The organism is Aneurinibacillus sp. REN35 (assembly GCF_041379945.2).
GTDB lineage: Bacteria > Bacillota > Bacilli > Aneurinibacillales > Aneurinibacillaceae > Aneurinibacillus.
In genome coordinates this window covers 1-15,405 of the sequence record NZ_JBFTXJ020000010.1, presented here as the reverse complement: position 1 = coordinate 15,405, position 15,405 = coordinate 1, and the positions used below count along the sequence as shown (strand labels likewise).

The 15,405-nt window shown below is 33.5% G+C and carries 12 protein-coding genes, 4 tRNA genes and 1 pseudogene; 2 read left to right on the top strand and 15 right to left on the bottom strand.

The features are described 5' to 3' along the window. Positions 1–20: 20 nt before the first annotated feature. From AB3351_RS16945 to AB3351_RS16920, 6 genes are all read right to left on the bottom strand, one after another. On the bottom strand, positions 21–713 hold the full coding sequence (locus AB3351_RS16945) for a YetF domain-containing protein (protein WP_371148333.1): 693 nt from the start codon (positions 711–713) through the stop codon (positions 21–23). Positions 714–1,153: 440 nt separating this feature from the next. Beyond that, on the bottom strand, positions 1,154–1,327 hold the full coding sequence (locus tag AB3351_RS16940; protein WP_371148332.1) for a hypothetical protein: 174 nt from the start codon (positions 1,325–1,327) through the stop codon (positions 1,154–1,156). Between the two features lie 352 nt (positions 1,328–1,679). Then, entirely contained in the window at positions 1,680–1,850 is a 171-nt protein-coding gene (locus tag AB3351_RS16935; protein WP_371148331.1) for a hypothetical protein, read from the bottom strand. A 167-nt stretch (positions 1,851–2,017) separates the two neighbouring features. Next, positions 2,018–2,089 (bottom strand): hypothetical protein, encoded by a 72-nt coding sequence (locus AB3351_RS16930; protein WP_371148455.1) that lies wholly within the window; start codon positions 2,087–2,089, stop codon positions 2,018–2,020. Then, on the bottom strand, positions 2,086–2,793 hold the full coding sequence (locus AB3351_RS16925; RefSeq protein WP_371148454.1) for an alpha/beta fold hydrolase: 708 nt from the start codon (positions 2,791–2,793) through the stop codon (positions 2,086–2,088). Before AB3351_RS16925 ends, AB3351_RS16930 begins: the two co-directional genes overlap by 4 nt. A gap of 44 nt (positions 2,794–2,837) precedes the next feature. Next, complete coding sequence (locus AB3351_RS16920; RefSeq protein WP_371148330.1) at positions 2,838–3,431, bottom strand: TetR/AcrR family transcriptional regulator; 594 nt, start codon at positions 3,429–3,431, stop codon at positions 2,838–2,840. 626 nt (positions 3,432–4,057) lie between these two features. On the opposite strand from AB3351_RS16920, the pseudogene AB3351_RS23700 reads away from it, so the two are divergent. Beyond that, positions 4,058–4,201: pseudogene (locus AB3351_RS23700) on the top strand (tyrosine-type recombinase/integrase); the annotation flags it as partial. A gap of 1,032 nt (positions 4,202–5,233) precedes the next feature. On the opposite strand, the gene AB3351_RS16910 reads toward AB3351_RS23700, so the two are convergent. The 5 genes from AB3351_RS16910 to AB3351_RS16890 form a co-directional block, all read right to left on the bottom strand. Beyond that, positions 5,234–7,669 (bottom strand): AAA family ATPase, encoded by a 2,436-nt coding sequence (locus AB3351_RS16910; protein WP_371148328.1) that lies wholly within the window; start codon positions 7,667–7,669, stop codon positions 5,234–5,236. Then, positions 7,662–8,201 (bottom strand): hypothetical protein, encoded by a 540-nt coding sequence (locus AB3351_RS16905; RefSeq protein ID WP_371148327.1) that lies wholly within the window; start codon positions 8,199–8,201, stop codon positions 7,662–7,664. Before AB3351_RS16905 ends, AB3351_RS16910 begins: the two co-directional genes overlap by 8 nt. Then, positions 8,198–9,820, bottom strand: coding sequence for a hypothetical protein (locus tag AB3351_RS16900; protein WP_371148326.1), 1,623 nt, complete (start codon positions 9,818–9,820; stop codon positions 8,198–8,200). The genes AB3351_RS16905 and AB3351_RS16900 overlap by 4 nt, the downstream gene beginning before the upstream one ends. 528 nt (positions 9,821–10,348) lie before the next feature. Beyond that, on the bottom strand, positions 10,349–12,280 hold the full coding sequence (locus tag AB3351_RS16895) for a hypothetical protein (RefSeq protein ID WP_371148325.1): 1,932 nt from the start codon (positions 12,278–12,280) through the stop codon (positions 10,349–10,351). 466 nt (positions 12,281–12,746) lie between these two features. Then, complete coding sequence (locus tag AB3351_RS16890; RefSeq protein WP_371148324.1) at positions 12,747–13,109, bottom strand: hypothetical protein; 363 nt, start codon at positions 13,107–13,109, stop codon at positions 12,747–12,749. Between the two features lie 336 nt (positions 13,110–13,445). Between AB3351_RS16890 and AB3351_RS16885 the strand changes: the two genes are divergently transcribed. Continuing rightward, positions 13,446–14,534 carry a tyrosine-type recombinase/integrase gene (locus AB3351_RS16885; protein WP_371148323.1) on the top strand — a complete coding sequence of 363 codons (1,089 nt, stop codon included), beginning with the start codon at positions 13,446–13,448 and terminating at the stop codon, positions 14,532–14,534. 117 nt (positions 14,535–14,651) lie between these two features. On the opposite strand, the gene AB3351_RS16880 is transcribed toward AB3351_RS16885, so the two are convergent. From AB3351_RS16880 to AB3351_RS16865, 4 genes are all read right to left on the bottom strand, one after another. Then, positions 14,652–14,728, bottom strand: a tRNA-Val gene (locus tag AB3351_RS16880). 60 nt (positions 14,729–14,788) lie between these two features. Further along, positions 14,789–14,875 (bottom strand) — tRNA-Leu (locus AB3351_RS16875). A 72-nt stretch (positions 14,876–14,947) separates the two neighbouring features. Beyond that, positions 14,948–15,019: transfer RNA gene (locus tag AB3351_RS16870), tRNA-Cys, on the bottom strand. A 15-nt stretch (positions 15,020–15,034) separates the two neighbouring features. Next, positions 15,035–15,111 (bottom strand) — tRNA-Pro (locus AB3351_RS16865). Positions 15,112–15,405: the final 294 nt, after the last annotated feature.

Below are 15,405 nucleotides of genomic sequence, written 5' to 3'. Positions count from 1 at the left end.
TATTCGGGTTACAGTTCAAGCTAATACAAAGCATCTTTTCTTTTATCTATGTACACAGTACCATCACTTTGTAGTTCAGCGTAAAATACCTCTTCAAGTGAGTGAAGTCCTGTTTTCCGAATCTGTTCGTCTAACCATGCTACATCCAAATTTAAATCTTTGAGATTTTTATATACGATCTCCCCGTCTACGATTAACTCGGTAGGTACATACCTGAATGGTTTTGTAGCAATATTTATATCTTTGTTTATTGGTGTTTGATAAACTGGTTTCTTCAGAACAGACAGCTGCCCATCCGGCTCTAGAATAGCATATTCTATTTCCTCAATAGAAAAGAAACCCTTTTCCCGTAGCATCATACTTAAATCATCCATATTGTAGTGTGCATCTCGCATTGTTTTTTCTAAGATCTTTCCTTTCTTGATAATGATTGTAGGCTCCCCGTCTAATAGCACACGTGCTCTCGGTACTTTTAACCCAATGTAGCCTACAAGCATTGTTAGTATGGTCCAAACGATTAAACCTACTATACCTTCAGCGGCTGAAATTCTTCTGTCAACTGCAATCATAGCTGCAATCGAACCAAATGTTATCCCTGTTACATAATTAAAGAATGTAAGTTCACTCACTTGCTTTTTTCCTAAAATTCGCGTCAAAATAAGCAAGATAATAAAAGCCATTATCGTTCGTATGAGAACTTCTAGCACATTCATTCCTGCCCTTCCTGATAGCTTCGGACACTCTAAAGGGTGCCTATAATCCATTAACTTGTAATTGGATATATCCATAACCCCTTGCCTGTTACTGGTTGAATAAGCAATGTACCAATCGCCACCATCATAATCACAGTTTCCGGTATTTTCATCTGAGAGATCGATCTTCTCCCACTAATCCTTAATAGAAGCACGCCCACTACAAAAATTAAAAGTGTTTGCCAGATCCAATTTATATCCATGTCTTCCCTCCATATACACCATTATCTGTACTAAAGGTGGTCTGTTATACATTAAGCGCATTTGCAACTTAATTGCCCTTCATTAAAAAATGAACTATTCTCTTGAAATAGTCTCTTTGCTTATCTTTTATTCAGGACACAGGAATCGAACCTATACATGCACCAGCGCCCACATAATGAATGATGTCGCTTCCACGCTCACCCAGGCAGGATTGGTTGATAATACGAGAACGCGACGCCAACGACACGATATACAACATAGTGCAGCGTCAGAGCTTGCATCTCTAACAGGTCCTTCCCACTTAATTCCGCCATAATGGCACATACCCGCTTTTTGATTTTAGCGCTGCCTGCGCGATGTTTCGCTGCCAATCATCAAGGATGTCGCAGGCAGATTCAATTACACCGATCTAATACGACATTTCTTCTACTTCTTTCTAACATTCTGTCAGTTTGCTGCACTGCTCCTCATTTCCTATAAGATGCCTTCTTTTCGTCGGTCCAGGCTAGCAACCTGCTGCCGATATTCTACATACTGCAGCAGGTGATATAGCATCTGATTTTGCACCTGTTTGTTCATCCCCTTCTTCCCTTTGTGCTTCCCGTTCCTGCAGCGAAACCAATAGCTGGTCTTTCGCGTTTTTTTATGAGGGCAACCAGCTTTGCCAGCATTAGCCGCTTAATTTTATAAAATGTTGTCGGGATATACCAGGTAGGCAACCATTTAGTTCACTCTCTCCCCGAACATCAAACCTTCCAGTATCCTGCGTTCCCCCTTGATCACTTCCGATACGATTCGCTCCCCAGTCCTCCGTTTCCATTTTATTTTAACCGCTGCTGGCACACCAAACGCAAAAAAGCCCGCTAAATCAGCGGACTTTCTCTTTGTAGACATCAAAAAAACTCTTATATACCAATAAATCATTTCCACTCATGCGCTTCTATAGGTAAATTCCTAAATTCCGCTGTTAATACTATCTTGTCAACCAGACTTTTATTTACCCTTTTATCCATTTGTGTATCAATATCGATAACTTGGAAATACTCCTGTTCTTGAATAGACTATTTATTGCTAAGTAGGTATTCTAAAGCATAAAATATAGAGCTCTTTCCAATGTTATTTTCACCTATCAAGAACGTTGCATCTGAGAGTTCAAAAAAGGCTTAACTACAGCCAAAAAAGCCGGGAAATTGGCATGATGAACATTGTGTCCAGCGCCTTCTATTGTCACGAGTTCACAATTAGGAATACGTTCAGAAACCTCTTTCAATTTTTCTTGAGGAACGTGGCTAGTGGCCCCCCCACCTATTATAAGTGTTGGTGAAACTATTTCGTTTAGACGCGCCCACCACTCAGGATTGGGTTCATTGAGTTGCTGTAAAATCGAGGATATTACGAGCCAATCAAACGGCAGGTCTTCTGATGGTTCTGGTGGTATTTCGATCTTCTTATCAAAGAATGGAGGAGGAGTATCCTCAATAACGAGCTGTTCGACCCTTGTTGGATATCTTTCCGAGAAGAGGTAAGATACGGTTCCACCCATTGAATGACCGATTAATGTAAACCGCTCTAGACCCATTTCATTTGCAAAAAGATGCAGGTCTTCACACATCAGTTCAAATGAATAGATACCCGTCCTTGTACTGCCGCCATGCCCGCGTTGATCCAAAGCCAATACACGGTAATTTTGCCCTAACACAGCAGCAACTTGATCCCAGGATTCTGCGTTTTCACCTAACGCATGAAGGGCAATAAGCGGGGGTGCAGATGGGTCCCCAGTCTCGCGATATTGAAATATAAGACCATTCAAATCAATTTTCATAATTCGTGTTTCCATCACTATTTAACTCCTCCTTGTTCGGATGATAAAATGCATATTTATTATGCTGGACGGACACAAAAATCTCGAACAATCTGTTCCTTGATCTCATCAACCAAAATTCCCTTAGAGTACGTAGTCATCATCAGCATCGCACCATGAAGTGCTGCAGAAAAACAGAGCGATCTCAATCTGGGTTCTTTCACCCCAAGCTGTTCAAACATTTTGCACTGCCGTTCAAACTGCTCACGAGCCGCCTCGTTCAACTGCTCACTATAGACGGCAAGTATACGATCATCTTCTGGCTGTGTTTGCAAATTCAAGTAAAATCGATATACGTCCGGCTGCCGGAACACGTTATCTATTGCACCCTCGACAATATGACGAAGCTGCTCTTCCGGCGTCTTCAGCTTACCGGCGGCCTCCATTACTTCTGCTATTTCTCTAATCCGGATCTGGACCATAGCCTCCAGAAGTTCTTCCTTTCCTTTATAATAATTGTAAAGCAGACCCTTCGATATTTGGGCCTGTTTGGCTACATCGTTGATAGAGGTAGCGTGGTAGCCTTTTTTTACGAAAAGCGTCATGACTGCTGCATGGATTTTATCTTTTGCTGCTTGTCGAATCCGTTCATTCTCTGCAGGGGTACGAGGCACGGCTAAGTCAACCCTCCTAAAATTCGGTAATAAAAGAGCAGCTTTCTTTCGGATGAGTCCATGCTGCCACTTACTATTGCCTAAAAATTTGTATTTCCATTTGCCAATCCTCTATGAACTTTCGCTTAGGATTTATTAGTATTTTATTAATGAATGAACGTTTGGTCAATATAAATGTTTCAATTATGCTTTCAGGGGTTGGAAGGCTGCTCTACTCTATTCTGCTCGCTATCTCAATAAGAATGTTGGATTGAAAATCTCTACGTAGAAAATGAAATTTGGTAGCCGCAAGATTTACGAGTGGAAAATATGGCTCGTACCTTTTCCATTTGCGTGAAGCAGCAGCATCGAACCGGTGGTTTGCCCTATTTACACTCATGCTGACGACCGGAATGCGCCCTGGTGAGGCTCTAGGCTTAAAGTGGGGATGTATTATAGAAGAGGATAAGATTCACATGCAGCGTTCCCTTGTTACCAGAGGCAAGGGATGGTCTTTAACCGAACCAAAAACCTCCCGCAGCCGTCGCACCATTTCGATACCTGCTTCTGTTGTGAGAGTGCTGCAGAAACACAAGATGATTGAGAATCAGGAGCGTAGGCTCAAAGAAGCCGGATTACCGGAAACGATCCGCTTGTATGATTTGCGGCACACCTGAGCTACACTGCTTCTCAAAGCGGGGGAGAATCCGAAAGTCGTCAGTGAACGGCTAGGACATGCCAGCATTGCTATGACCCTCGATGTGTGTTCTCATGTGCTGCCAGACATGTAAAAACAAGCGGCTGAGAAACTTGAGACGATGTTATTTTAACTGCTGCCGGCACACCATTGGCACACCAAACGCAAAAAAGACCCGCTTACTTAGCGGTCCTTTCTCTTTATAGGCATCAAAAAAACCCTTATATACCAAGGGTTTGAGTGTTTATAAGTATGGTGGACTCAATTGGATTCGAACCAACGACCTCTACGATGTCAACGTAGCGCTCTAACCAACTGAGCTATGAGAAAGCCATATAAACACTGGATTTTCTATATATTATCAGGTTGAATCTTAATTAATATCACTAATGCTTGTCACCAAAATGTCACCAAGCTTCATCAATATAAAACTCCCTTAATGCTAATTGATTCCGCTTCTTATCTATATTTTTATTTTCTGTCGTTAAATAACTAAGATTCTTTAGGTAAAATAAATGTATTTCAAGTACAGTTTATTCTAGGATACAGGAATATTAAGCATGCAGCTATTTAGGTTAACTATGTTGATAACGATGTCAAAGAACTACATGCTTAAATATCACCTTTTTATAACATAATTAATCATTCATCAAAGTTAGAAGAAACAGTGAAATATAAATAGATCAGTATATTTAAGCGGCAAGGCAAGTATCTATACTGTCGCCTTTACTTTTATAAATAGCGTCTGGTTTATCATATACTATATCAATTAATAAATCATTTCAGCATAACTGTCCGATCCACATTATTAGTTGTACCGCCCAGAATAAAATAAACACTATCTCAGTATTTTAATTTACTATTCACTATGCCATAACAAAAAACTCCCAATTTAGATTAGCTCTCCTCTTTATTCTATTTACTTTTAGCCCAGAGACTAATATCCAATTTTCAACATTCGTATTAGACACATGTGGAGTCAAACAGCCACTCCCAATTGTTTGTTAGTATAATTCAATTCTTAAAACCTAATTTTCTAACTATTTTGATACGAGCTCAATAAAGTACTAAATTAGACTTATTAGAATAACACATAAATTCTCCTATTCGTTTCAGGTTAGAATTATTAATAATTCACAACGTGGTATTCACTATAATTTTTAAAGATATATTTGGTTATTCCAACATTAAAATGTTTCATTTTTGATACGAATAAGCCTTCAATATCTTCATTACATGTTGAGAGAAAAATTTGATTAGCAAAATTATAATCACTTAAATGAACCCTTAACAAATCTACAAAGGATAAAACATTTAAATCATCCATGTGCTGTATTGGATCATCGAAAAAATATGCCCTAAATCTAGAAAAGTTCTGTTTAAAAGCAATCCCTAGAAAGAAACTTAAAGCTACCGTAGTTATTTGACCAGAACTGAGAATGTTGGAAAGATTAACCGAATTTTCTACATCTCCGACAGTTGTATCTGCTTTCTTGTTAACCCCTTTATTTAAAAGAGAAATATTTATCCCAGAAAAATTACTATGTCTATTAATTTTTTTGTAGACATAGTTAATAGGTTCTTCTAAATCGTTTTTATAGGTTTCCTCCAATTCATTAATAGCATTATTTATTTTTGTCCTTATTTTTTTTATAACGTCTAATTTTTTTTGTAAGATATCCCTTTCTTCTTTCAAATCTTCCATTTGCTTTTTTATAGTTAGGTAAGTAGTGTTGCCTTGTATTTTATCTAAATATGAAATTTTTTTATTTAAAATTTCTGAGTCAATACTAGGTAAGACATGAGCATATTTAATATAGCTAGGTTCATATCTTGAAATAAACTCTCTAACCTCGATCTCTTCTAAACTTATCTTTTCATAGTCTACTTCTCTTAGTGCCAATTCCATCTCTTCTTGCATCCTTCTTTTTTCTCTTTTAATCACCTCTTCGTTTAAATCTCCCATAGAAATTCCATATCTCTCACAATCTATCCTAAACTTTTGTATTTCATTCTTTTTACGAATTATTTCCAAGCATTTATTTATTTCACATTCTATAAAGCTTAAAACCTCTTCTATCTCAGTATTAAGCTTAGTTTTCATTTCTTCTATTTTTCGACTTAATTTTTTCTGTTTATCAGTTAGTTCCGCAATTTCACTATCCCATTTACTAAAAAGCTCTTGAGACTGCTTTATTACTTCTTTTAACTTCATTAAATTGACTTGTTGTTTGCATAACGGACAACTTTCTATTTCATTTACTCTTTCAATATGTTTCTCTGCATAATAAATAAGATTAATTAAGTTATCATTCTCAGTTTTATAAGCACTTTTATTTTTACTTATTAACTCAATACGTTCCTTGTTTATCTCTCTTTCCATTAAAGTTTTTGAAAAATCAGTTGAAAAATCAGCTTCAATTTTTTTAGTTTCATAATTCATTTCATATTTTAGATAATCAAGTATTGCTAATTGTCCATTTTTATATTTGTTTTCTTTAATGTCAGTTAACAATTTATTAAATCTCAACTTAACATCTATTAGCTTATTTTGTTTTTCTTCTAATGTTTGAAATCCATTTCTAACGTAATAAAGCAAATTTTTCACATCACTAAATCTATTTTCTATATTTTTAACAAATAAAAGATAACTTTTCTCTTTATCCTTTGCTTTTATATATATCTTATAATTCTTATAGTTATCCTCATTCTTTTTTAGATTAGCAATTTCATTTAATAACTGATACCGATTTGCTAACTCTCCATTAATCACCTCAACATAACCCAGTTGATTTTCATGAAGAATCAAGTTTTCATTGTACTTATTTATATAATAATTTATGTTGTCGATACTATAATCCTGGTCTAATATAGCCTTGCTTTTTTTAAAAAAGCTAATATATTCATTGTTTTTTGCTTCGTACCTTTCCCTAGTCTTTTCAACAATATATTTTATATTGTCTCGGTAAGTATCAAATTTATTTTCTCCAAACAAAATAGAAAGCATACTATGGATGCCTTCTCTATTCTTTTGTAAAATCCTTAGATTTTTTTCATGCGAACTTAAATGGTAACTAGCAAACTTTTCAACAAAATCATACGTTTTTAAGCTCTCATCACGGAATAAAGAATTAATCCATTGATTATCTTTTTCTATTTCTTCTTGCTTCCTAATAAGATATATCCTAGTATTTTCTTCTAAGTAGTCTTTTTTATATTCTATACTTTTCCTTTTTATTTCATATTGTTCTTTATCTAGATAAAATTTTAGTTTGACATTAGCTAACACTTTGTTTCTCTCATTATTTATATTGTTTATTATGGTTTGTTCGGACGGATTTCTTTTATCTTTTTTTATCTCAATATTTTCTATAATCCTTTCTATCTTTCCAGTAAAAGCCCACTCAACAGCGTCAAAAAATGTCGTTTTTCCATATCCATTAGACCCAGTAAACAAAAAAAATCTTTTGTCTGTTGGGAATATAAATTCCACTTTCTTCTCGTAACCTCTAAAGCCTTCAATTTCAACACTAAGTAATCTAAAACCTTTGTTATCAATCATTATTATCACCTAAAATATCAAGTATTTTATCTATACTTTCTTCATTTATTTCCTCTGTTTTCAGGTAATCCAATATATATTTTGCAGGTTTTAACTTAGCACACTTTGCAATAATTAACTCATCCAGACTTTTATCAAAATCAGTTTTATCAAACAACCTTCTTTTAAATGGTAGCAGTTCTATATCCTCATCAAAATTATTAACGTCTATAATAATTTTTTTTGATGTATATTTATCTTGTTCTAATATTCTCCTAGTTGACTCATTTATTTTATTAGCAAATACAACAAAGTTTAGGTTATAAATAAAATCATTATTATTACTTATGTTGTTACTTTGATAATCGTAAATTTCATTCTCGTATTCCCATATTTCTTCGGGATTTTTTAATTCATTTATGTATTTTATAAAATAAACTTCATATTGGTTTTTAAAAATAAAATTAAAGATTTCGCTCCTCTCCCCAAGCAGTGTAGAATCTTCTACAAAATCTTGACTAAATTCTCCCTTAACCCTATTCTCTAGATTCATCTTCTAACTTCACATCCAAATTTGAATATATTATTACATGTATGGTAATTCTCATAGTTATCTTCATTTAAACAGCCTATACATTTTAAAAATACATCCCTTTTTTTTCTATCTATTCTTCTTCTCATATCTAGAATGTCTACGTTGTTTCCTTTAGTAATATCTATTTCTGATATGCGACCATATTTATTACCTCTTAAAAGAACTAAATCAGGAAAATTGTTACCATAATAATATCTATATTTCTTCATAAGCATATTAACTTGAGATGTCCTGCTTGAAGTGTCTTCCCCTCCTAATAGGTTTACATAATATCCTTGATTATCTGGATCTTGAATCATCCAATAGCCCTTATCTATAAATTGAAATATTTCCTCTACTTTATTAATTTTTTGTTCAGTATACTTTTTAAAATAGTAGACTTTAAGAACTCTTTTAATAAACGTTTTAATATCATTAGCATGTTTATAAAAATAATCTGCTTTTTCTAAACTAAACTCTTGTTCATTTACATAGGATGGAATAAGACTAATAAAAAAACAAAATTGACTTTCTTCATTATTTAACTTTCTTATTATAAACTCACATATTTCGTTAAGAGCTTTTATTAGAATTTCTCCTAATGTTTGATAATCATACAATTCTAATTCTTCATCATATCCATCGTTTTCAATAGAAGTTTCAATTTCAGAAACACAGTCACGAATTAATTTAAGTATCTTGCGATTAGCATCTGTGCTCTGTTGCTGATTATATTTTTCTATAAGTACTTTGCTATTTTGATTACTCTCATTAATTTTATTATTTAACTCATCTATTTTTACATTTAATCCATAGAATTGTTTATCCATTAATACCCAATTCTCATCATTTAAGTAACCTTTTATCTCTTCTATCTTTTCTTCAAATAAATCCCTTAAAATAGATTTGCTAATAAAAAAACCCTTTATAGAAAAATTATTTATTATATAAACCCAAGCCCAACCGTAAAAATCTTTGGCTAGTCCTATCTTTTTAGAATCACCTTTATACATCTGTTCTATAAGTGTTACATTCATTCCTTTTGTAGTTTCTAGATCATCAGCACTTAATATAGTACAAGATGTTACAAACTCACTCTCAAGTTGTTGACGAGTTAACCCTAACTTTTCTTCTAAATCCTTAATCTCATCTATTAACTTCAAAGCCTTTTTAGAAGTTGATGCTAATGATTTAGTAAAGATTGTACCTATATCCTTTTCGCCCGATAAATCATATTTTACTAGAGTAAAGTTGAAGTACTGAGATAATCTATTTATCTTAGCGATAAGGAAATTCTTATAAAAATACAATATAGCCTCTGTGTAGGTGGAATCATAAGTTTGTGTTTCATGATGTTTGACTTGGATAATATTTATTTTCTCATCCTGTTTTATAACATCAGTCTTTTCTAATATATCTTCAACTTTTTCAATATAGAATTTTCTATCTTCATCTACACAGGCTAAGACTTCACTAAGCGTGATATGTATTTGAAAAAAATAACCCTTTATAGAACTATCAGCTTGTCTTTCTTCTACATCCATCTTTTGAATTATATGATCTAATTGATCTTCCAAGTTAATATCTAACTCGCCCATTAGTTATTCCCCCTTAACTTAAAGACAGGAAATAATTTCTTTTTAACCTGTAGTAAGATATTTTGCAATAAAGATACTAACAAACCAATAATATCCATTATCATATTATAATATTACACTATAACAAGTCTTTTATCCTAGCGTTATATGAATTTTCATGCCTATTTAGTAATAAATCATTATCGTAATCTTATCGTATATACCGATCAAATTTTTATGCTTTCATTTATCCCGATAGATACATATGTTTTTTAATGTTAGGGGAATAGATATCGAATCGATACAGATAAAAAACAGGTCTCGTTTTATATATCCTTATGCTTTATTATCAACATCAATGTGACTATTTAGTTAAAACACCGCCCCCTTTTTTGTTAAAAGCATCTTTAATCCATTAATTCAAATAAAACTTAGGCTTTATCTAGAAAACATAATAGACGAAAAGGCCAACATTCTTTTAGAGAACATCGGCCTTGTTAAACTATATTTTTAGAACAAAAGCTTTTACACATCATGCATGTTACTTACTCAGTTACATTCCTGCTTACAATTTCCCAACATTTTTATAGAAAACAGTTCCCTTAGAGATAGCAGATGCGACTTCATCTGTTTCTCCTGATAAATTATAACTGGATATCCTTCAATCTCAATACTAAACTTGGCCTTTAACTCTTTATTAAGACGAGCTTTAATCAATCCATACTTTTCTTCCATCTCAGGGATAATCCTTTTTATTTGAGTTTGTATATGTGCGCTTTTACCCTGATAATTCAAATTTTCTATGATTTCTTTTTCCCTTACCCAGCCTTTTTCCTTTATCAAGGAAAATACAACTTGTTCAATCTCATGTGTTAGATTTTCACTGTAATTGGAAATCTTTCTTCCCTTCATCTGAGGATATACTCTATTAGCTTCATCTTCACCTAATGCTCGAAACAACATTTCTCTACTCCACCCCTTCATGGTAAAGCCCTTCTCTTCATACTCTTTTGCCTTAAACTCCGCAAATGATAGAAGTCTTTCATCATATGGAGGAACAGAGTAGAATGAAACTATATTTTTTGTTTTCTTTTTGGCTGCTTCGTGTCTTGCTCTCTTCAACAAAAAGTCTGGAATTTCATTTTCTGATAACTTTTTTATTAATCCTAAATATGCAAATAAAGCCATGATATTACCTGTTCTCTTTTCATCATTTTTATTCCATCTTTGCGCAATATAAGGTAAAGAGGAAAAAAATACAGGATTTCCATCTCCATCTGTAAAATTCTCTGTTACTATTTTCTCTTTCGCTATTTCATTGAAGATAAATAAGTAATTAATATACCTCTTTAGTCTCTTTTCTAAATTGGGGTATTTTTCCCGTAGTTCTTCTCCATATATATATCTTTTGTTTTCCTCTATAATAACTTTTCTTTCCTTCTGCCATTCCGTTTCAGCATATTCTACTCTGTATACTTGACGTAAAAAACGTAATACATCGTGAATATCTAATCCTGTTAGTTCCATTGCTATATCTATAATTGTTCCTTTATATCCACAGTTATCACTAAAACAATTATAGACATAATGTTCTGTTTCTTTATTAACTATTATTCCTGCACTTGGATTACTATCCTCATGAACAACACACGAAAAAGAATTTCCGTATACACCTAAAAAAGCATGTAGGTCTCGCTTCTTTAGATAGTCATATACTTCTTTATGATTGTGTAAGATTATAGATTGAGGATTTAACCTAGTTTGAAGCTTTTCGATATCTCTTTGTTTGATAAGGTCTATATTAGGAGTTTTGGTGTCGGGGATAGAATAATAATATTTATATTTTTGATTATCATAGACACCTTTACTATCAATTTCAACTTCTGGTAAAGCATCTATTATATCCTGAATGGCATATTCTACATTGCTAAACTCAATTAACGTTGCAAGGAATTTATTATTAGGGTCTTTACACCAATAATAATCTGGAACACGCATTATTCTATTTATATTCTTAACTTGTTTATCAGCATCAAAATATTTTATTAGCAGTTCTTCACATTGCGCAAATTGTTCATTTGTTGTACCTGCAACTAACTTCCAAAATATTTGCAATCCGTTTCTTGTTTCTACAATAGCTGTAGGTCTGTGTTTAAATTTACGTATCTCACTAAGTTTTTTAATTTTATATTGTTGTACTATTTCTATTGAGAAGTAGTTTTTATTTTCATCTCTTCCGCAATCTAAATCGATAAATACTGCATTAATTTTGTGAATTTCTTCACTTTTATATCCGCCACTATTAACTACAAAATATATATCGTAGTCTTGTTCATTAATTTTTCCAAGTTGATTAATAACTTCAAAGTTATATTTATCTTTTATATCCTTTGATGTTTGGCCACTTTTTAAACATCTAAAATTAATAAGTTCATTTTCACTAAAAATTTTGTTTAAAAAAAGTTCCGCATTTAACTTCATAATAATCCTCCTTTTGTTCGAGAAAACTCTTGTAAATCCCGAATAAAGAGGATATGTTACCTATACTTTAGTTTTTATTATTCTTTATTTTTGTTTTAGTACTATTTACATAGCAATTTTAATCACGTTTAGCTCTTCGCTTTTTATTCCTATTATCAGGTTTTAAAGGCAACCTCCCCTTGCTTCTTTGATTTACGTAATTTTACAATCCTTGCATTAAACGACTATTTAATTTTACTTTTTCAAAAAGATGCACCTACCTTTCAAAATAATCATTTAGAAATAAAAGAAGCACCCTCACTAAGTGCTTCTTTTACTCTCTATAATACAGTATACCATATTTTTTTATTTTTTTCAATAAAATTTTATTATATATCTTTTTTTCCGAAAAATCAAGATGTAAATTTGAGTAAATAACAAAAGTAAACACGTATAGCCTTCTCATAAGTAAATAGAATCTATATCTTTACCTCTTGTATTCATAATAAAGTTCCTCCAAGCACTTAGCATCATTATCCCATAAACTTCCGTTTGGCCTATCCTGTTTATAATGCAACATAACAATTTCATTAAGGTAAACGTCTGGATATTGTTTTAAAAGCAACTTCACGCTCTCCCTTTTAGTGGGAGTTAAGAGATAATCAGATTGTTTTCCTTTTACTACCCTTCGAGCTATTTCCTGATGATTTTTAAGTATGATAACCTCATACTGTAGTGCTCCAGCTAAAGGCTGTTTTGCTGTTAAAATATGATACTTTTTATTCTTTTTCCCTCTTTTTACATATCCTCTGAGTTTTAGATTCTTCCTAAATAAATCAAACTCAAGCATTTAAGCCCCTCCCTCTTATTATTTACTATTGTCTTAATTTTTATTGTCACTATAATTTTACATTACAAAATTATTATAATAATTAGACTTTTAAGCGAAAATATATATCGTCGTCCATGCGATTTAATAAGCTTTTCACTTTGTATTTTTAATCTTATTTATGCATTAAAAATTTTCTTTACCATAACCTGTTCAACTATTATACTCACTCTCATACTTTAAATTATTATTTTATGTCATTATTCTATATTTGACAATTAAATTGAGCTAAGATAGGCTTTTAAACAGAAGCGGAATCTTCTGGCATTGTAAGGGGCAATGTTAGGAGGAAGTTAGTTGAAAGGAACTGTCGATAAGGAAGGAAGCAGTTGGTTTTACGTGGTCGATTTAGGTAAAGATGAGAACGGTAAAAGGAAACGGAAAAAAAAACGGGGTTTTAAAACAAAAAAGGAAGCTCAGCAAGCATTAACTAAATTGTTACATGAAGTAAATAGTGGAACATATGTAGAGCCTTCAGGTATGAAGTATGGAACTTACCTGCATGAATGGCTAGAAGGTAAAAAACACTCGTTAAGTGTACAAACCTTCACTATGTATGAAATATACGCTAAAGCACATATATTGCCTGTTCTTGGTCATACACAACTGGATAAACTAACTCCTATCTCTATTCAGAAATTTGTTTCAAATATTCGTAGCAAGGAATTAGCCGATGCTACAGTAGAGCGTATTTACAGTATTGTTAATGCTTCCTTAAACACCGCTGTAAAGATGCAGCTTATCCCTAAAAATGTAGCCTCTCTAATTGATAAGCCTAAAAGAAACAAAAATCAATTAACTATCTGGGATGTATACCAAGTCAATAAGTTCTTGTCTACAGCTAAAGAAAGCCCTTATTATATGACATTTTTCTTAGCCATTATGACAGGTATGAGGCAAGGCGAAATTTTAGGATTGAGTTGGAAAGATGTTGATCTGAATAAAGGTTTGCTTTACATTACACAAACTCTCGCCCACAACGGTAAAAGCATTATAGTAGGGGCTAAAACCAAAACAAGCGTACGAAGTATAGCTCTTTCACCAAGTACTATAGATGCTTTAAAAGAACATCAAAACAATGCTGGCTATAACCCGTATGGATTGGTTGTATGTTCAACTACAGGCACACCTGTAAATCCTGCTAATTTACGTCGGGAATGGCTTAAGTTAATTAAAATGTCGGGAATACCACAAATCCGTTTTCACGATTTACGGCATACGCACGCAAGTTTGATGCTAAAACAAGGCGAGCATATCAAAGTAGTATCGGAACGGTTAGGACATAGCAAAATCCAGATGACATTGGACACCTACACTCATATTATGCCCAACATGCAAAAAGAAGCTGCAAGCAGATTCGATAACCTTATATCGGTCACCAAATGACACCATGTCACCAAATTTGTCACCAAACAAACATTACATCGTTTAGTTTTAGTGGCAAAAAGTTTTCTAAACATCAAAAAAGCCCTTGATTGATCAAGGGCTTCATCATTTTATGTATGGTGGACTCAATTGGATTCGAACCAACGACCTCTACGATGTCAACGTAGCGCTCTAACCAACTGAGCTATGAGTCCACTTATGTATAATTTCATCTGATCTGTGAAGTCTATTCGACGTTGTTCAGATGAGATATATGGTGCGGTCGGCGAGACTCGAACTCGCACGGTCGTATGACCACTACCCCCTCAAGATAGCGTGTCTGCCAATTCCACCACGACCGCATTTTTTGCATCAACCTCTAAAATCTATCATATTTTAAAGGATTTCGCAATATTTTTTTGAGGATAATATGAAGGGAGTACCCGGATTTGAACCGGGGAATAAAGGTTTTGCAGACCTTTGCCTTACCACTTGGCTATACTCCCATTATGTAAAACAACTGGTCGGAACGACAGGATTTGAACCTGCGACCTCACCCACCCCAAGGGTGCGCGCTACCGAGCTGCGCCACGTCCCGATATACACTCATACATCAATATATGCAAAGCATATGCTTTCCATGATTTTATGTAAAAACGTTTTTTGACGCAACGCTATGATGACTATTATGTTAATTATTATGGGTTCCGCAAAAGCGATTGGAATGAGCACCAGGGCTGCATTTCACTTTTGTAAATTAATATTTTGGTTGCACTTTTCAAGTACCACTGATTTCATCCGTCAAAGTTGTTCATTCGACGTAGTACGGATGATATTTTGGTTGCGGGGGCAGGACTTGAACCTGCGACCTTCGGGTTATGAGCCCGACGAG

Excerpts from the sequence above, each read along its gene's own strand:
- AB3351_RS16890 (WP_371148324.1), bottom strand. The coding sequence starts at position 13,109 with ATGCTTGAGTTTGATTTATTTAGGAAGAATCTAAAACTCAGAGGATAT.
- AB3351_RS16910 (WP_371148328.1), bottom strand. The coding sequence starts at position 7,669 with ATGATTGATAACAAAGGTTTTAGATTACTTAGTGTTGAAATTGAAGGC.
- AB3351_RS16895 (WP_371148325.1), bottom strand. The coding sequence starts at position 12,280 with ATGAAGTTAAATGCGGAACTTTTTTTAAACAAAATTTTTAGTGAAAAT.
- AB3351_RS16905 (WP_371148327.1), bottom strand. The coding sequence starts at position 8,201 with ATGAATCTAGAGAATAGGGTTAAGGGAGAATTTAGTCAAGATTTTGTA.
- AB3351_RS16900 (WP_371148326.1), bottom strand. The coding sequence starts at position 9,820 with ATGGGCGAGTTAGATATTAACTTGGAAGATCAATTAGATCATATAATT.
- AB3351_RS16945 (WP_371148333.1), bottom strand. The coding sequence starts at position 713 with ATGAATGTGCTAGAAGTTCTCATACGAACGATAATGGCTTTTATTATC.
- AB3351_RS16935 (WP_371148331.1), bottom strand. The coding sequence starts at position 1,850 with ATGTCTACAAAGAGAAAGTCCGCTGATTTAGCGGGCTTTTTTGCGTTT.
- AB3351_RS16925 (WP_371148454.1), bottom strand. The coding sequence starts at position 2,793 with ATGGAAACACGAATTATGAAAATTGATTTGAATGGTCTTATATTTCAA.